The sequence below is a fragment of the Neptunicella marina genome (assembly GCF_014270035.1).
In the GTDB taxonomy this organism is placed as follows: domain Bacteria; phylum Pseudomonadota; class Gammaproteobacteria; order Enterobacterales; family Alteromonadaceae; genus Neptunicella; species Neptunicella marina.
This window is the reverse complement of record NZ_JACNEP010000006.1, coordinates 161598-180738: the sequence shown is the minus strand read 5'-3', so window position 1 is coordinate 180738 and position 19141 is coordinate 161598. Positions and strand designations below refer to the sequence as shown.

The 19141-nt window shown below is 44.5% G+C and carries 17 protein-coding genes; all 17 read right to left on the bottom strand.

Going from position 1 to position 19141, the window contains the following annotated elements:
• Positions 1–39: 39 nt before the first annotated feature.
• On the bottom strand, positions 40–5706 hold the full coding sequence (locus H8B19_RS09505; RefSeq protein ID WP_186506588.1) for a DUF6701 domain-containing protein: 5667 nt from the start codon (positions 5704–5706) through the stop codon (positions 40–42).
• A complete protein-coding gene (locus H8B19_RS09500) occupies positions 5703–6134 on the bottom strand; it encodes a type II secretory pathway protein (protein WP_186506587.1) in 432 nt (143 codons plus the stop codon). Before H8B19_RS09500 ends, H8B19_RS09505 begins: the two co-directional genes overlap by 4 nt.
• Positions 6106–6909 carry a PilW family protein gene (locus H8B19_RS09495; RefSeq protein ID WP_186506586.1) on the bottom strand — a complete coding sequence of 268 codons (804 nt, stop codon included), beginning with the start codon at positions 6907–6909 and terminating at the stop codon, positions 6106–6108. The genes H8B19_RS09500 and H8B19_RS09495 overlap by 29 nt, the downstream gene beginning before the upstream one ends.
• A complete protein-coding gene (locus H8B19_RS09490) occupies positions 6909–7457 on the bottom strand; it encodes a type IV pilus modification PilV family protein (RefSeq protein ID WP_186506585.1) in 549 nt (182 codons plus the stop codon). Before H8B19_RS09490 ends, H8B19_RS09495 begins: the two co-directional genes overlap by 1 nt.
• A complete protein-coding gene (locus H8B19_RS09485) occupies positions 7447–7965 on the bottom strand; it encodes a prepilin-type N-terminal cleavage/methylation domain-containing protein (RefSeq protein ID WP_186506584.1) in 519 nt (172 codons plus the stop codon). Before H8B19_RS09485 ends, H8B19_RS09490 begins: the two co-directional genes overlap by 11 nt.
• A 68-nt stretch (positions 7966–8033) precedes the next feature.
• Complete coding sequence (locus tag H8B19_RS19135; RefSeq protein WP_186506583.1) at positions 8034–8549, bottom strand: prepilin-type N-terminal cleavage/methylation domain-containing protein; 516 nt, start codon at positions 8547–8549, stop codon at positions 8034–8036.
• A 69-nt stretch (positions 8550–8618) separates the two neighbouring features.
• A complete protein-coding gene (locus H8B19_RS09475; RefSeq protein WP_186506582.1) occupies positions 8619–9242 on the bottom strand; it encodes a prepilin-type N-terminal cleavage/methylation domain-containing protein in 624 nt (207 codons plus the stop codon).
• 31 nt (positions 9243–9273) lie between these two features.
• Entirely contained in the window at positions 9274–9786 is a 513-nt protein-coding gene (locus tag H8B19_RS09470) for a hypothetical protein (RefSeq protein WP_186506581.1), read from the bottom strand.
• Positions 9786–11012: a type II secretion system F family protein gene (locus tag H8B19_RS09465; protein WP_186506580.1), complete on the bottom strand. Its 1227-nt coding sequence runs from the start codon at positions 11010–11012 to the stop codon at positions 9786–9788. The genes H8B19_RS09470 and H8B19_RS09465 overlap by 1 nt, the downstream gene beginning before the upstream one ends.
• 3 nt (positions 11013–11015) lie before the next feature.
• Positions 11016–12851 carry a GspE/PulE family protein gene (locus tag H8B19_RS09460; RefSeq protein ID WP_194362686.1) on the bottom strand — a complete coding sequence of 612 codons (1836 nt, stop codon included), beginning with the start codon at positions 12849–12851 and terminating at the stop codon, positions 11016–11018.
• Complete coding sequence (locus tag H8B19_RS09455; protein ID WP_186506578.1) at positions 12851–14008, bottom strand: tetratricopeptide repeat protein; 1158 nt, start codon at positions 14006–14008, stop codon at positions 12851–12853. Before H8B19_RS09455 ends, H8B19_RS09460 begins: the two co-directional genes overlap by 1 nt.
• Positions 14005–14916, bottom strand: coding sequence for an ExeA family protein (locus tag H8B19_RS09450; protein ID WP_186506577.1), 912 nt, complete (start codon positions 14914–14916; stop codon positions 14005–14007). The genes H8B19_RS09455 and H8B19_RS09450 overlap by 4 nt, the downstream gene beginning before the upstream one ends.
• A 3-nt stretch (positions 14917–14919) precedes the next feature.
• The gene (gene mshL / locus H8B19_RS09445; RefSeq protein ID WP_186506576.1) at positions 14920–16584 is read right to left on the bottom strand and encodes a pilus (MSHA type) biogenesis protein MshL; all 1665 of its coding nucleotides are present in this window, start codon (positions 16582–16584) and stop codon (positions 14920–14922) included.
• The gene (locus H8B19_RS09440; RefSeq protein WP_186506575.1) at positions 16574–16921 is read right to left on the bottom strand and encodes a hypothetical protein; all 348 of its coding nucleotides are present in this window, start codon (positions 16919–16921) and stop codon (positions 16574–16576) included. The genes mshL and H8B19_RS09440 overlap by 11 nt, the downstream gene beginning before the upstream one ends.
• 2 nt (positions 16922–16923) lie before the next feature.
• On the bottom strand, positions 16924–17580 hold the full coding sequence (locus H8B19_RS09435) for an MSHA biogenesis protein MshJ (protein WP_186506574.1): 657 nt from the start codon (positions 17578–17580) through the stop codon (positions 16924–16926).
• Positions 17581–18186, bottom strand: coding sequence for a PilN domain-containing protein (locus tag H8B19_RS09430; RefSeq protein WP_186506573.1), 606 nt, complete (start codon positions 18184–18186; stop codon positions 17581–17583). It abuts the gene before it with no gap.
• On the bottom strand, positions 18176–19120 hold the full coding sequence (locus H8B19_RS09425; RefSeq protein ID WP_186506572.1) for a type IV pilus biogenesis protein PilM: 945 nt from the start codon (positions 19118–19120) through the stop codon (positions 18176–18178). Before H8B19_RS09425 ends, H8B19_RS09430 begins: the two co-directional genes overlap by 11 nt.
• Between the last annotated feature and the right edge of the window lie 21 nt (positions 19121–19141).

Sequence of the window (19141 nt, the reverse complement as noted above, 5' to 3'; positions counted from 1 at the left end):
GCGCAAGTGTCGCAGCCACTATTATAACCAACAACTCAATTAAAATACTTCCCGCCAATTAATTAACCGGTCATTTCCGCGAAAATGACCAAAGGTTACAATTGCAGTTGGCCTCTGAAGGTTTCCGTCTTTCTCCCAATCAAAATATAAATAATCAGGTTCATCCATAATGACCGGAAATGACAGGGCATTACCTGCTCCGGGCGCAGCTATGTTAATACTATCGAACAAACTATTTGATTTACCAGCAAAAAATGTACCTGAATTACTAAAAGCCGGGATATCTGATGCCTGATTAGTCGAATGGTCTGCGCTACTGTGCCAATGCAGGTTACTGGCGTCAAAGGTCGTACAACTATCATCGTCATTCGTCACCCAATTTCCGCTACTGTTGAAATATTCTGTTGTCATGGGCAAATCAACGGACTCGGTCTCTGCACCATAAGTATCAAATAATCTTAAACGACCGTAACGCAAATCTGCACCAGCAATGTCATGTATTTGATAACTATCACACTGGGTTGGATTTACAGCGTAATCGCGGTTGTAGCAAACCCCGTCATCATCAGGAACACTGAGACTCAATTCAATTTCAGATACAAAGGGCGAAAGTGGTTTAGTATCCAGCACATATTTAACTCTGGCATCCTTCAATTTCAATATCGGGTCACCAGCATTTAAATTGTTCAGAGTACCTTTATCAATTGTCTGCAAAATACTTCCCTGCGCATTAAATGCTGATGATTCAGCAAACAAAATACTATTTGAGCTAATGGCAATGGCGCCAGGAGCATTTAAGCGCATTAAATCACCGATATAATTATGTATAGGTTGTTGTTTAGCATTAAACGGTAGATAGGTAAATTCAGGCTCAGTTGCAAAACTTAACTCCTGCCCCACATAACTAAACCCTCCGCTTGTACAAGTATTTGATAACAAGGGTGTATTATCAGAAATATCAAAGTAAGCAGGAATAAAACGTGCCAAAATCAGAGGTGACTGGATACCAGGTTGATAACCAAAATAGTCTGCATCCTGCAAATTTAGCGTAATCTGCCCCACTTCAGAATAATCGGCCTTAACATCAACCGACTGCCCATTTGTCACATTAAATAACAAGCTATCGTTATCGCTGATTTGAGGCACGGATCCAGTTAAATAGTTTTTATTCCCACCAGCACTGGTCACCCCTAATATCCCCTCAACACCACCTGTTGCAGGTGTATTACGAATCACCGTCATTTGTAATTTATGCGGCACATAGTTAGGGGTAACAATATCGTTTTGTCCAACCGCGGTAAGCTGTAATCCGAATTCAATACCTGCAGTAATCAATGACTTACTATTAGCTGGGTCGGAGGTATTTTCAAGATAACTAAGTTTTAAATCAGGAATCGAAATAAACTGATTACTTACTCCACCAGTTAATCCCGCGCTGTCTCTGGCTTTTAGCTGAATTTGGCCAGCATCATCGTAACGAATGAAGTTTGCCGGGATCGCAGCCTCACCACTGGCGTCAAAATAAATACCGGTACTATTAAACTGATCCGTGTTAACCCGCTGGGTACCGCCCAGATTCAGCATGCTGGCATGGCAGCTATTAGGATCATTACAGATAACACCAACCTGTAACTCTTTTCCCTGCAGATTAGCAGCGCAGGCACCGCCGCTGTCATTGGTCACATACAACACCTGATCCAGTGCTTTTTGAGCCAATTGGTCAGGGATATTCTGAGTAGGGGACTTAGTTTGCCATGATAAAGTTAATCCACCCTTTTTCACGTCAATTATACAGTTATCGAGTACGCCATTTTTATAACATTTCAGTGCTGCAAAGGGGTTTTGCCGCGAAATTCCTAATACAACTTGTCCTACATTGGGCGATGACAATATAGTTTGGGTGCTTCCGGTGAAGGTCAGATCAGTCTGACTGAATGTACCGCTATCCGAATACATACGAAGGCTGGAAACCTGATCGTACAATACGGAACAATCGTTACTGCCACAGGCCTTGACCGTAACGGGAGTCAGTGCACAATTATATGTTTCTGATGGAATTTCGAGACGATAATGATCAACATAGGAGCAAGGACTGATATTGTTCATATCAGTATCAACTTCAGTGGCTGACTGCACATAGCTATAAATTCTTACATCGTCAAAATAGCCGTCGGCAGAATTACCGGAAGGTGAATAGCTGGAGCTAGTCGTGCTGTTATCACCAATAATAAGATTACCCACATTAGCAAGCCCCTCATCCAGAAAGGCGCCGGAAATACCGGCGGTCACATTCTGTCCATTAATATAGATAATCAATTTATCCGATACCGCATCCCAGGCAACGGCAATATGAGTCCAGGTGGCAGAGGGCGTCGCAATACTATTAGTATAAGCTTGTTTATAATCCCCATCAGATTCAGCCACTTGCGCCACAACTTGTCCGCTTGAATTAATACCTAATACAAACATGCTATTGGCATCCTGAGTGGCTTCCAGCAAAATCCGTGTTCTGCCCGCTCCCGTCCAGGATTCAGCACTTTGATACCAAAACGATATCGTGCCCGCATTCCCCAGTTGATTGAGGTCAAAATTAGTTTGTACGCCATCCTGCGTGCTGTAACTGGTATTGTTAGGCACCCATAACGCCAGACAGGACTTTTGTGTAGAAGGGAAGATTGGTCGAACCCGTCCCAACGGACTACCGTGATGATCATTACCCGATGAATCCAACACAGTATTAGCGCCAGACCAACGATTTTGTTCAAATTTATAGAAAATAGTGGCGTCGCCACAAGGCTTGGTCTGGCTGCTATCCGTAGAAATTTGTGTTGCGGTTTGTGCAAAGTTATAAATACGCACATCATCAAATTGTCCGTTAGCTGAATTATGCGTATGGGGTTGATTAGCAATCACATAATTGGTGCTGCTATCACCAAAATACAAATGAGCATAGTCCCCCATATAAGGGCCTACACCGGTTTCGGTCACACCAGACGTTCCCTGCTGTACCCCGTTCACATAAATTAACAAACGCTGATTAGGTAAATCCCAGGTTACACCAATATGTACCCATTGATTGGCAGCAAAACTATATCGGGTATTGGTCGATACCCATAAATTGAGATCATCACTATCTTCAAGAGAAAAATGCAATCGTCCCTGTTCTGAGAGGGTAAGAAAGAAGACCTGATCAGTGCCCACACTTTGAGTTGACGCATTGGTACCATCAAATAATTGCCTTGACTGGCCACTGTTCCAGGCACTGTTGCTTTTATACCAAAAGGAAATCGTACCCTTATCACCAATATCATTGACATCAATATTGGTATCTACTGCACTGCGCGCCCCTTCAGTATTGTTATATGGTACGTCCAGTACCCTGCAGGATATCTGATTGGAAGGAAACAAGGGTGTCGCACTACCATATGCCGTGCCGTTATTATCGTTGCCAGAGCCATCTTTAACATCACCGGTACTATCCCAGCTTAGTTCCTCAAATTCATAAAATACGACCTGCTGCTCACAGGGCGTAACATTAGCCATGTCCTGCGCAATATTAGCCGTGGTTAATTGCCGATTATAAATTCGTACATCGTCAAACTGACCGTCAGCAGAATTTGCCGTACCGGACAAATTGGTTAGCACATAACCGGAACGATTATCACCAATGTATAAACTATTAAAACCGGCAATTTGTCCATTTAGAATGCCGTTATTACTGACCAAATTAGCCTGATTACCGTTTACCACAATATTTAATGTGGATGTTGCAACATTCCAGCTAATACCAATATGCACCCATTCGTTAGCTGCGAAAGCGTAGTTTTGGGTATACACATCCAGATCGTTATCGTCACTGTCTTCCAGACCAAAACGTAACCTACCCTGATCGGTAAGGGTCAGGAAAAAGTATTTGTCGTTTGCATTGCCCTGTGTATCGGTTGACGCGTCTAATAATTGCCGGGCAACACCTGAATTCCAGGTCTGATTACTGCGATACCAGAAAGAAATGGTTCCGCGGCTCCCGGACTGACTCAAAGGGAACTGAGTATCCACTGCATTATTAGTGGTTGTTGAGCTGGAAGCCGGCACATTCAGCACCTTACACGACTTCTGAATTGATGGGAAAACCGGAGTCGCTGCACCGATGGCACTCCCGTTGTAGTGATTAACACTGGAGTCGAGCACTGTGTCAGCACTGTTCCAGTTATTTTGTTCAAACTGATAGTGAGCAACCGGTGTGGTGGAACAGACAGTGTTGTTAGCCCGATCGGTATTGATCTGTGATTGTGTCTGGACCTGACTGTAAATACGCACATTATCAAATTCACCATTAGCTGAACTCAATGCGTAGTTCGCACCATAGGCAGTAAAGTTTGCATGGCTATCGCCAATATACAATGTATTAAAGGTTCCCATGCTGCCATCGAAGCCATTTTCCACAATTCGTCCGGCCGAACTTTCATTACCATTGATAAAGATACCTAATTCGCGCGAAGGAAAATCATAGGTCAGCGCAATATGTACCCAACTACCAGCAGTAAAATTTTGCTCTCCTGTGTATTCCCACAAAGCTCTGGCCCCACCGTCCTGTACCACAAAATTAATTCGGCCATTTTGATCAATTGCTGCAGCAAAATAGTAATCCGGGTTGCCGCTGATATTGGTGGCGTCCATCAGGGTTTTAAATCCTGAAGAACGCCAGTTCTGCTGGCTTTTGTACCAAAAAGAAATCGTGCCTTTGGTACCCAGACTATTAATATTAACTCGCGTATCTATCGCATCGGTTTGTGATGTACTGTTGTTATAAGGAACATTAATTGCCTGACAGGCGATTGGATTTGACGACAGGGTCAGAGAAACATTCCCCAGAGCCTGACCATTAAAACGGTTAGCGGAACTATCAACCACACTGTTAGCGCCTGACCAGCCAGCTTCCTCAAATTCAAACCATTGAGCTAGTTGTCCACCAGCGCATGGGCCGGTATTAGGTCCTTCCGAGGTATCAATATCACATTCAAGCGTGTCAGTTATGCCATTGCTATTATCATTAATGGTGTCAGCATTCACGTAACCAGTAACCGTGCCATTATTCACGACTGTGCCAGTTGCATTGATATTACCGTCAACAACACTATTACTGCCGTTAATATTGATATTCGTGGTTTGGATGTCGCCGGTAATACGACTGCCCTGCCCCACGGTAATGGTGCCAGCATTAATATTGCCACTGATAGTCGCATTATCACCAATATTCAAAGTTGAGGCCTGAATATTACCCCGCACAGTACTGCCATTGCCCAGATTGAGATTACCTGTGATAACCATCGCCCCAGTATGATGCACATCAACGTTTGAATTGATTGAACCGGAAACCGTCAGACTGGCGTTTATCTCGCTGCTCGGCCCGGGGTTCACGTTTCCTGCTACCACAATGGTTAAATTACTAACCAGTCCGCCAGCATTGGCACCAAAACTGGTACCAAAGGTAAGATCACCACTAATATTTAGCTGTAATGGCTGACTAACAAAAATGCGGTCTCCACTGTTAAAAATAAGATTACCGGAGCAATTTATGCTCGAACCGGAGCCGCTGCATGAGCCGGGTAACGATGCGACATCAGCCGGCAAGTTGTAGTCGGTTGCCTGCACCACATGGCTTAAAAGAGTCAGTAAAGAGACAAATAAATACTTAAACCACTTCATTGTCTCTCCAATGCATCAACTTTTATGGTGCGACTTACCGTTACCTGACCACCATCACAACGCCCCGTACTGGAAAAATAAAATGCGCTGGCATTACCGTCATCCAGGTTATATGCCTGCGAACTGCAGCTGGTCACAGCCTGACAGTTTTTTAGTCCTGTGACACTGTCAAAACTAAAGGTTTCATTTATACAGGCAGTGGCATCTGCCGGACGAGATGAGAATATTGCTTCCAGCCTCCTTTCCAAACCAACCCGCGCAGCATTATGTGCTCTAAGGCCATAGACTTCATAAATAACAGCATCAGCCGATGAGGACATTAAAGTGCTCATACTCAAACCCAGCAACGTCATTACAATAATAATGAACAATGCCAGTACCAGCATGCTTCCCGACTGCTTATGGTGCATTGAGGGTATAAATTTCATTGTTGAATTCGATAACTTCATCATCATTCATCATAAAACGTAAAAACACCGCCAAATAAGCATTATGCGCCAGTGTTGGAGGAACTAAAGTAAAAGGATGCTGGCTAGTCAGCTCATTACCAATATTCTGTGCCATCAGCACACCTGCCCCTAAATCAGCCACTGAAGTAGGTTGTAATAGCTGAATGGCATATCCCTCATACCGATATAACATTTGATTGCGCACACAAAAACTGACCGGCTGCGACACAATATACAAACGTTTTAATGATGAATCCGAGGCAAACGCTGCCGGCGCTGGCATAGTGATGGTTGCAGGTAATGTTGAATCGCTAGGGTGGGCAGTAAAGGCCGACATGGCAATACGTTTATTGCGACTGGCATCATAAACATCATTAGGTGACAGCGGGAACACCACCAAATACATAGGTGACGTCGCAACATAGTCAGGTGGTAAAATCGCCTTAAAATTATCAGCCGGCGAACTCAACGGGATCGTCTCATAAAATGTGCTGGTGACCATCGGCATAAACTCAACACATTGCACGTTACTATCACCAGCGACACGGATACTGTTAGGTACCGCAGTTCTGACTTCACGATTCAGGCGCTCAAGGGCAAAACGACTGTCAGATAACGCAGCATTGCGTGAACTTACATCGGTAAAAATCTGGGTTCCAAACCGAATGACACCTGCCAGCCCAACACTAACCACCCCCAGAATCACCATCACAATGATCATTTCCATCAGTGTGAAACCGCGCATTACCCGCATCAGTAATTACTCCGGTAACTGGCAAACTCGATCATTTCACCATTGGGGGTAGTAACTGACACCCCAATATATTTGCTGGCTCCCACGGCATTGTCATCAATTCCATCCATATTGGCGTCATAAAACACCACCACATTAAGACTAAACCCGGTATACAGATCACTTATGTTGGCACCTGTACCCGTGTTCACCACGGTTAATCCATTGTAATCATCGACATCATTGAAATTAATTCGTGTTTCAGTTCCATCCGGGCCTAATGCATCAGGTGCAGTGCAATCAGGTGCATTTTCAGCACCACTGCCACACAAAAATACGCCCTCAGATCGATCTGATTGTTGGTCAAAGCTTTTGACCATAATTTCATTGAGCATTGACTGAGCTAATTCGGTGGCCCGTACCTGAAAGATCGGATCAATACTTTGTTTAGACTGCGGCACTATAAGGGTGAAAATCACCGCCATTGATGCTGCAAACAACAACATACCAATAATCAGTTCGATTAAATTAAAGCCTCTGGCGAATGAGCGAAAATGACTAGCAGGCATGCACAAAGCCCTGCGACTCAATGCAAATATTAGCGGAAAGACTATCAGTAAAGCTCATGGTACAACCACTAACACAAATAGCATTATTAGCGGCATCTACCGGCTGACCTAAACCGTTAAAGCCGATGCCATTGATTATCCCGCTGGTATTATCTGACAATGAAATGCTCACATCATCATTGTCCATTTCACCATTGCCGGAGGAAGATGCTAAATGACGATTAATATCAATATTGTCTGAGCAGGAATCTGCAACAGGCGGTAAACCAAATTGATTATTGGTGGTATCCACGTTTAACCGATAACACGCACCACTGTTTGTGGCGGATGTATCCTGCATGGCTTGCAACTGAACATAACGCAATGCCGCTATACCGCGTTTTTGCCAGGTGTATTCCGCAAATCCACTTTTGCCCTGAAAACGCGCAGCCACCACCACAGATAAAATACCGACTATGATAATCACCACAATCAGCTCAATCAGCGTAAACCCGTTACTTTTATGCATTGTTTAAATGCCTGAACAATAACGGCACCCGAAAGTGCCGTTATCAAACAATAATGTACTAATTTGGCTTAGCAACCAGTAATAGTAGCAACCACTGTTGGTGGTGTATTTTCATTTGCTGCATCAGTATAAGTGACCTTACATGTGTTGGTAGATGTATTGGTTGGTTTGGTTGTTCCTGGTGTCAAAACAAATGTACCAGCACTGGTTGAGTTGCTGGAACTGGGAGTTGATAAATACCAATCATTGGTTAAATCCAAATCAACAAAAGCGGCAAGTTTAGCATTATCAGAGTCAATACCGGCAGAAGCTGGATACCCAAAATCAGTATAAACATCGACACCATTAACAGAAACCTGACTGGTTGCATCACCTGCATATGCTGTTTTTTGTTCACCCACTAAGGCAGATTTTGCATAAACCAACTGAGCACCTGTAGTTAGCGCCGCTTTTACACTTTTTAATGTCGCACCTTGTGCATCAGATTGCACATCAATAAATTTAGGTGCAGCCGTTACTGCCAGAATACCCAGAATAACGATCACAATGATCAGTTCGATTAATGTAAAGCCACGTTGTTGCATATTGAATACCTCAGTTTTGAAAATTCATTTATTGTTGTTATCGGTTAATCGGTTTATTTAAGCGCGATCCTAACCATTGTTACTGAAAAAGAATACCTGTCCTATGCGCGGATCGTAATAGAATCCGTTGCCAGCCGTATCATCACCAGGTTCAGTTTGCCTGTTTTTAATGGTTCTTGCCAAATAATAATAACAAAGGTCGTTACCACTAGTGCCACCACCATCGATCACCCGGGTAAAATAACGCACATTGTTAAAGGGTTTATCATTCCAGTTACTGGTAATAACGGGGGCGCTTTGCATTATAAGTGAGAAAACGGCCGCACAATCTTCATTATCGATATTAACATCTTCGGTATTACCCGAGATTAACCCAGTTGGGTAACCGGTGTTTTGATCCACACCAATTTCAATGTCATCAATGGTGACTTTTGTAATACCACTTGCCTGATTTTGCGTCGGGCGCCCTTCAATTTCCCATTGAGCCCGAACCAGCCCCACGCCAGTGGCAAAGCCGCCCATGACCCCTTCAACCGTGGCATCTTCTGCCTGATCGGTTACATCCAGCATCAGCGGTAATGCGGTCGCAGCCAGTATCCCGACCAATACCACTACAATAACCATTTCAATCAGGGTAAAACCAGATTGTTTAGATTGCATGACACCTTCTCCTAACTCATTCTTTTTATTCATGTTGATTTTATTCCCTTACCCGGTAACAGCCCTATACGTTAGTTTTAATGACTTTTCCGGTATAAATCTTGTAATCAAAATAAGGGCCGGTGGATAAACGGTACCGACACATTGAATCAAGGGCACTGCCATCAAGCTCTACACCATCAATATAATCTGCTATGACCATATAACTGGCCACACGCATTGGAATATCGAGTACTGCATGCCACAAATCCTCACAGCCTTTTTTATTCGGAGTCAGTTTAGGCCAGCCTAAATGACTCATAGGAATGGGCGTGCGATTAACCTCTTTACCATTTTCATCATATTGCACCAATAACACCCTTATTGGCTGCCCTTCTGCCTGCCACTGCCAATGCGCGTTAACCACACTTTTACCAAAAGTGGTGGCAAGACTCCCCATGGCCAGTTTCTTTAAGTCCGGCTCGTTATGATAAAAGGTGCGAACCAGACTGGTCATCGCAATCAGGATAACCAGAACAATGACTATCTGGATAAACAGCGTACGAAGTCTTTCATTACTCGCTTCATTTTTATCCATTATTTACCCTTGTATGCATTCGCCATATCCCACATGGGAGTAAAGATACCCAACGCCAGTATCAATACCATAATGGCAACAATGACAATTAAGACAGGCTCAATTTTAGCAGTCAGGTTTTTAATATCGTAGTCCACCTCACGCTCATAATATTCCGCCACATCATCCAGCATGTCATCTACATTACCTGTCTCTTCACCCACACTAAACATTTGCAGTACCAGTGGCGTAAACATACCGCTGGCTACCGATGCCCGTAACAAACTGTCGCCTTTTTCAATATTGCGACGAATGCCAATAATTTTGCCGCCCATATATTTGTTGTCCACCGCATCGGACACCAGATTCAGCGCGGTCGTCAGTGGCACACCTGAACGTAGCATCATGGCAAAGCTGCGTGAAAAGCGCGATAACAAAGAACGCTCCAGAATGTTACCAATAATTGGCATACGTAATGAAAATCTGTCCCACTGGTAACGACCGCGTTCAGTTTGAACATAATGTCGCAGGCCTGCTATGGCCGTTATTGTTACAACCAACAATAACGGCCAGTAACTGACAAAAAATTCCGATGTGGCAATGAGTACCTGAGTCATGGGGGGTAAGTCCGCCCCAAGCTTTTTAAACATCTGGGCAAATATCGGAATTACCCAAATATTTAACACCACAATCGCCACAATCAGCGCGATAACAACAAAGGTAGGATAGCGTGTCGCGGCTTTAATTTGCTTGCGGGTTTCAAGTTCACTTTCGATATAGCGCGACAGTTGCAGAAACACCTCATCCAGCTTACCGGTATTTTCACCTACGTGAACCACACTCACAAAAAGCTGATTAAAAATTTTAGGATACAAATTCATCGCAGAAGATAAAGTACGTCCCCGCTCCAGTTGTTCAACAATACCACGTAAGGCAAGCGCAAAGGTTTTGGAACTGGTTGAGTCAGCCAGTCCACCAATAGCACGCAATATAGGAATGCCGGATTTGGTAAGTGAATACATCTGGCGCGAAAATATTGCCAGCTCTTCCAGTCCCACCCGGCTTTGAAATAACTGCCACTGTATAACGCCATTACCAGTGGAAACAGAGGTCTTAGCTTCAATAGATACAGGTATAAGATTACGTCGTACCAGTAATTCAGCAGCAGCAAACTGATCGGGTGCTTCGACTTCACCTGTGCTCAGATTACCGCTTTGGTCACGCCCCTTATAACTGAACATCGCCATGTTTTATTCCAGCTCCCACTTGTTAGAGTCTGAATGAGGCGCCTGTGGTTTGGGTGTTTCTGGCTGTACAGCTTCAGTTAACCTTGCTGGTTGATTATCCTGACTGCCAATTTCAGCATGATCAGCTTCACGATCGTTACGATCATCGGTCACCATTTCCACCAGTCTTAATATTTCATCAACGGAGGTAACCCCCTGTTTGGCATATTCAAGTGCGGCTTCTGCCAGCGATGCGTAACCAGGGCTTTCTTTTGCGGCCTGTGAAAATGCTACGGTATCGGAATTTTTTAATGCATTCATCATGCTTTCGGTCATTTCCAGCAATTCAAACACACCCACTCGGCCACTGTAACCAGTATGGTGACACTTCTGACAGCCTCGACCATGTTTGTAGGCCAGATGACCCGCACCTGCTTTTACATTGTTCAGCCAAAATACTTCGTCGGCACTCGGTTGATAATCCTGTTTACAATCCACGCATATTTTTCGGATCAGCCGCTGGGCAACAATTGCCCTTAGCGAGCTGGCCACCAAATAACCCGGCGCGCCCATATCAATTAAACGGATAGCGCTACTGATAGCATCATTGGTATGCAAGGTAGATAAAACCAGGTGGCCGGTTAATGCACCACGCAAACCAATCTCGACGGTTTCAGTGTCACGCATCTCGCCGACCATGATGATGTCAGGGTCCTGACGCAAGGTCGTTCTTAATACACTGGAAAAATCCAGACCAATTTGTGAATTAACCTGTACCTGACTAATACGTGGCAGGCGGTATTCCACCGGGTCTTCAACCGTAATAATTTTTACCCCCGGCTGATTGAGTCTGGCCAGTGCTGAATACAGCGTAGTGGTTTTACCTGAACCGGTCGGACCGGTCACCAAAATCATGCCATGTGGGCGCCCCAACATTAAACTGAATCGGCGCACCATTGCTGCCGGCATGCCTGCTTGTTCGAGAGTGAGTAAACCAGCGGATTGATCTAATAAACGCATCACCACCGACTCACCATGTTGCACCGGCATGGTGGAAATACGTACATCAATACGATGTCCTTTCACACTAATATGCGTACGACCATCCTGTGGCATACGGCGTTCAGAAATATCCAGCCTTGACATCAGCTTTAAACGTAACACTAACGCATTGGCAATATTGTGCTCTTTGATTACATTTTCCTGCAGGATGCCATCAATTCGCTGGCGAATACGTAACATGCCTTCATCAGGTTCAATGTGAATATCCGACGCTTTCATTTGCACCGCTTCTTCAAAAATTGACTGTAACAAACGGGCAACGGCGGTATCTTCTTCACCACTAACCCCCGACATGAAGTCAAATTCCTGTTCGTCCTGATATTCACTGGCCAGTTCCTGAGCAAAGGAGGCGATTTCTTCAGTACGACGGTAAACGGTTTCGTAAGCATCCAGCAGTTGCGACTCCATCACAACGGCGACTTGTATAGGCTTGGACAGTATATTACCCAGTGCATCCAGCGCGGTTAAGTCTGCCGGATCACTCATACCAATTAAGATGTAATCGGCATGTTCTTCAATCGCCAGAGCACGATAACGACGGGCCTGCATTTCCGGAATCAGCTTAACGGTGACGGGATCTAATCGAATTTCCGCTATATCCAGCAGCGGAACTTTCAACTGCTGAGCCAAGAAAGTATGCAAATGCTGTTCGGTTACAAATCCTAAATCCATCAAGGCTTTACCCAGCTTACGACCACTGGATTTTTGATTGGTTAGCGCTTGCTGTAACTGCGCTTCATTGATGACACCTTCATGCACCAACAAGTCACCCAGACGCATTTTTAGTTTAGGTTGCATCACTCGCCTCGTAATTGGGATAAACGTTTTGTCGCAAAAGCACTGACCGAGTCAGACTGATGACCATATCTGAGCACATTCTGGTAGGCCTTTTTTGCCAGTTCAAACTGACTTTGGCGATCAGCACTTATCGCCACACCCAACCACCACTTACTGTTTTGTGGCTGAATAGCTACCAGTGACTGGTAGGTTTTAAGAGCAACATCAAAACGCGCCAACGCATCAGCTATCGATGCCTTAAGCGCGAAATAAGGGATATGGGTATGGATATCCGGCAGATATGCCTCAAGTAATTCCAATGCAGCGTCTGCGTGATTTTGTTGAGTAAAAAAACGGGCCAGCATAACTCGCACATCCACATCATCACGATTTAGCACAAGCCCTTGTTGCAACACCTGCTGCGCTTCGGCGTATTTGCCGTTAGTGTTATAAAGATTAGCCAGCATTTGTCTTGCTTTTGAATGAGTGGGCTTGATGCTAAGTAGCTGATTAAGCAGCTTTTCAGCTTCTTTATTAGCGGATTCAGCCAACGCATACTGAATGCGGGTTTGTAATTCTTCAACCTGTTGTGACTGACTTTGTGTTACTGGTTTAACACTAAACGACGACGTTTTATCCACCTCGCTTTTATCTGAATCAGCTAAGGGTTCTTCAACAGTATTGTGAGTCACACTCTTGTTGTCGTCGGCCAGAATTTTTTGCAAATGGGCTATTTGTTCAACCAGTTTTTGCGTGGACGAATGAGTTTGCTCCTGTGATATTTTTTTCTGTTGTTCCACGAGCAACTCTGGTGCTGCAGCAGTCGCCTTCTCTTCAGGCATCACTACATTTTCAGGCGTTGAATCGGTTTGTTTTTTTTCTGCGGTAACGCCTTGCTGTACCTGAGCATCAGGCTCTGTTTTTTCTGAAGAATGAACTTGCGTTACGTTAGATTGCGGCACAGGTTCCACTGCCGATGCAAGAGGCTTAACAGGTATTTCAGGAGAGTTACTCAACATCCACTGCGACAATCCCCAGGCCACCACGACCAGCAGTAACAACAATAGTGAAATCCACAATAACCAGGGTTTTCTGGCCGGTGGAACATACACCGCGTCATGCATGTCATTATTTTGCCGCGAATCTAAGTCGCGTAACATTTTATTGATAACGCTCACGGCCATAATCCCCATTGCTGGCTGGCCCAGTAGCCACCCGCGGCGGCAATAATCAACACAAACAACAACCATAACCAATAGCGGTTATGGCTAACCGGGAAAGTCGATTCGGTATCGGCAATCGCCATTTTGATGTGACGACGATGAACCTGCATAACACCTTCACCATAGGCCAGCATTAACGCTTTATGGCACAGCACATTTACAATCCGTGGTGTACCAGCACTGGCCTGATAAAGCAGATTGCAACAACGGCGACTAAAAGCTTCACCGCCACGAAAACCTGCCACAGTCATTCGATGACGAACATAATGGAATAACTGGTCTTCATTCATGCTTTTTAGCTGATAACTAAACGTAATACGCTGACGTAACTGGCGTAATTCGGGAAGTTTCAATTGCGCATCCAGCTCGGGCTGACCAAATAACACCACCTGCAATAACTTACGGGTTTCTGTCTCAAGGTTGGTAAATAAACGCAATGCCTCCAGACTCTCCGCTGGCAGGGCCTGCGCTTCATCGATAATCAGAATAACGCCTTTATTCTGGCGATTGATATCGATAATACGCTGCTGAATTTTTTGGGTAAATTCCTGCTGATCAGCACCTTCGCTTAACACCACATCAAGCTCTGCGGCCACCGCCCGACGTAGCTCAGCAGGTGAAAGATAAGGATTGGGAATATAAGCGGTAATAAAGTGCTCTGGCAACTCATTGAGCAATTTCCGGCATAATAGTGTTTTACCTGTACCCACTTCACCGGTGACTTTGATAAAGCCTTCACCCGAACGCAACGCAGTTAACAGAACATCTAATGCCTGCCGATGACTGGGTAAACCGTAAAAGTAACTGGTATTTGGGGTTAACGAAAAAGGTAGCTCCTTGATACCAAAGTGATACAGGTACATAAATTAATTATCGCTCGTCCAGTCGGTAATGTGTTTTTGCGAACGTTCCAGCTGCTTTTTCCAGGTTCCGGTTTCAACTACGGTTGGTTTAAGCAAAATAACCAGCTCTTTTTTTGTTTCTGTATCACGTTTGCTCTTAAACAGATTACCCAGCAATGGAATATCACCCAGCAATGGGGTTTTGGATTCAGACTCATTAATGATGGATTGCATCAAACCACCAATAACCACAATTTCACCGGAACGCGCGCGAATAACCGTATCCGATTCGCGAATGTTGCTTTGTGCCAGCGGTAAAATCATTTGCTGTTCATTTAATGTCAGTACTTTTTCCTGTTCCTTGGTATCAATGACCGACGGGTGAACATGCAACATTACATTGCCCCCCTGATCAATCTGCGGGGTTACGTCCAGTGCAATTCCGGAGAAAAACGGCGTTAATTCAATATTGGGGGTACTGGAACTGGCCGCTGCTGTCACGGTATTCTGACTGGACACATCGGTAACAAAATACTCATCATCGCCCACTTTAATCACGGCTTTTTGATTATTTGTTGCAGTAACACGCGGACTGGACAAGACCTGAACGTTGCCCTGAGTAGACAGAAGTGATAACACCCCACTAAAATCCTGATTAACAAATGCCAGACTAGTGATACCACCAAGAGATGCTGAAATCGCATTACCAGCAACTTTGCCCGTAGTGGTAAAATTAAAGTCAGTATTACCCACACTGGACGTCACTTTTTGCCAGTTAATTCCCTGCTGATATTCATCATTTAATACCACTTCAATAATACGTGCTTCTAACACAACCTGACGCTGAACATGTTCTTCAGAAGTTGACAAGAAAGTCTTAACTGCACGAATTTCATCTGGCATAGCTTTGACTGTCACCAAGCCTGCCTGAGGTGACACAATCACCGAACGGCCATTATTACTTCCAATTAATGACTCCAGCGCTTCCTTTAATTGTTTCCAAAAATCCGTTTGGGTAGTGGTACTGATATTAGTGCCATTGGTCGACTGGCCCCCCATCATTCCACCCGGATTATTTGCCGTTCCACCAAGTGCGCTTTGGGTGGCATTATTAAACACGTTGGAATTACCGTAACCTCCACCATTATTGCCATTGCGGTTTTGTGATACACCACCAGAGCTGACCATCGACCGGGTCATGCCATTACGCTGCATCAACAGGTAATTAACCGCAAACGTTTCGGTGCGCATGCCAGCAGGATAAATACGAAAAATTTTGCCCGACTTTTTAATGTCGTAACCATAAATTTCACTGGCGATATCCAGTACTTCGGACAACGTCACTTGCTTTAAGTCAACTGAAATGGTGCCCTGAACATCCGGATGAACCGCGACGCTATATGGCGTATCTTTCATCAGACCAGCAAAGAAGGCTCTGGCTTCTACGTTATCAGCTTTAATGTCATAACGTGGTTCACCATAAAGATCGGCACCTTCCTGCGCGGGTTCTGGTGCAAGACTGGAAGCCACGGCAGCAGGTACTGTTTGCAAAGGTGCAGGGGCATGTGGCTGAGACTGCTCTGATACAGCGTCCTCCAGCGCTTGTTGCACAGGGGGCACGCTCGGCTGGCTTTGGCACCCAACCAGTAAAGCCATGGCTAGAGAAGTTAAAACGGTTTTAAAATGCATTGGCGATATCTTGTTTTACGTTAATGTTATAAATATCGAATGTCTTTTCGACATTGTTACGTGAAAGTGTCACTGAGTCAGCCGTCATTGAGATAAGCGTATAACTCTCCCAACTATCTCCCACTTTACGTGGCTGCTGATTAATAATTGCATACTGTCTATCCTGATTATAAATAATTGCGGATAACCTGATATCACTAAAGGGCGCACTGGGATCTGCCACCGAAGTTCCGGGTTTATTTACCATAACCTTAGGACGGGTTGGATCGCGTAAATCTTCTCCTGCGTGTGAGAATATTGCAATCGACAGCATCAACAGAACCAGGAATTTAGTCATAGTTATATTCCAATAAACGCTTCGCTGGTACTTAAGGTATACAACTCAAGTGTAACACTGGCTATTGGGTAATTTGTGACCTGATAATCAAACGCACGCCAGTCAAATCCCAACGGTGATGTTTTAAGACTTTGCAAATAATCCGCAATATCGAAGTAACTTCCCTGCAACTTTATCCTCACGCCATGCTGATATATATGCACTTTAGCATTAGGGCGATCATCTTCCAGTTGACTGATTACCGGCTCCAGCGATTCCATACTCACCAGTTTTACCTTGTGACTTTTGTTTAAAACACTGATCAGCAACTGAGGCATTCTGTCAGCAGGCACGAGTTTGGCTGTCTGACTGTTTAAGCTATCATCTAACGCATTATTGCGTGATATCAGTTCATCGATTTGCTGCTGCAATATTTTATCCGGGTCTTTACTCAAGGCTAATTGCAGTTCGGCAACTTCACCTTGCAGTCCCAGATACTGACTTTTATTGGTTTTTAATTGTTGTTCGAGTCCGGCCATTTTAGACAACTGGCCATCAATCACCCACAGATAACCACCCAGAATAATCAACAACAATCCGGCAAGCAGGATCAGTGATTTCTCACGAATGCTTAACGCATAAAACTGTACCCCGAGTTTTCGCCAGCGTGATTCAGCCATTTACTGCACCTCGTCAGTTTTATCATCGCGGGAAGTGGTGATCACGAAACTAAGACCGCTATTTTCATCACGTTGAATACGGGTTTTTGCAAACTTCTGACCTTTAAAAAAAGGCGTTTTGGCCAGCTCAGTTAACCATTGAGGCACCACATCACCATAACTGACACCACCTTCAAAACGTACATCGTTGCCGTTCACTTTAATGCGGGTCAGCCATAAGTCCTCCTGGTGTACCTTTGCCAGATTTTGCATCAAACTAGCAAAATCTTTACTCGAATGGGCGTTCAGGGTAGCGAGTTCTGCCATCACATATTGTTTGTCCTGATAGGTCTGTGTGAGCTCATCCAGCTTTTTCAACAGAACAGGACTTTTTGTTCGCTGACTTAGCTGTCGGGTTAATGCACTTAACTCTGTTTGCAACTGATTACTGCGTTGCAGTTGCTGATCATACTTTGTGTTAATCTCAGTCAAAGATGACTGCAACCACAATCCAATCGCCAACATGGTTAAAAACGCCACGCCCCACACAAATACGACAAATTTTAAGGTATAAAGCGCAACTTTCGGTCTGAGTTCCTGCAGATAAAGGTTAACTCTATATTTCATGAGTCTCCTCCATCTCAAGCTCATCAGACATACTGGCCGCCCCCAAACTGGTGAAGTAAGCCCGCTTAACTGTCAGTCCCGTCTGACTGGCAAAACTCGGCGCAACAGGTTCAACCTGAATCATTAATAGTTGATTTAATTCCTGCGCCACCTCCTGTTGAAAATCCGTATCCAACACCAGTCCAACCCTGGTAACAGGAGCCTGATGTAACTGACTTTCAAAATAGTCCATTGAGCGCTGTATTTCTGTGGCTAAATTTTCCAGCATGCCACCTCGCATTTCATCCAGAGACATACTGGATAACAGATTGTAACCACGTAACTTACGGTTAAAATACAATTTACCCTGTTTAATAATATACAAATGCAGGTCTTGTCCCAGATTCTGACTAAGCACTATGGTTGCTTCCTGTTCAGCCGGCAGTAACTCACAAAAGGCCATTTCTTCAATACTGACCACAGAAAGTGCTAAACCGGCCTGGCTAATGTGTTTTATCAGGGCATCAAGATAGGCGCGTTTTACTGCAACTACCGAGACTTTATTAGCACCGGCAGTTTGTGCGGGATGTTCATAATAGTCGAGAACAACATCCTGGGAATCAACCAGAAGGTCTTTCACAGACCAACGTAATGCTTGAGCTAATTCTTCTTGCGGAACTGACGGTTTTTCGACTTGATAAATTTGATAGTGAGCAGCATCAATGACCAGATTACACAAACTATTTTGCAAACCTTGCTGCAAAACCCACTGTTTTAGTTTTTGCGGCCAGTCGTTTAATTCGATGAAATGCTGCTTGCTCCAGTCGGACTGGTTCTTACTGCAGTCCATAACACTGATGTGGATACCTAATTCTGCCACTTCTATGCCTAACTTAAAGTGTCCAGAATTACGCTGAAAGTATTGCTTGATAAGTGCTCGCCAGCCTAAGTGCATACCGTCAATTCTTTGATTTGG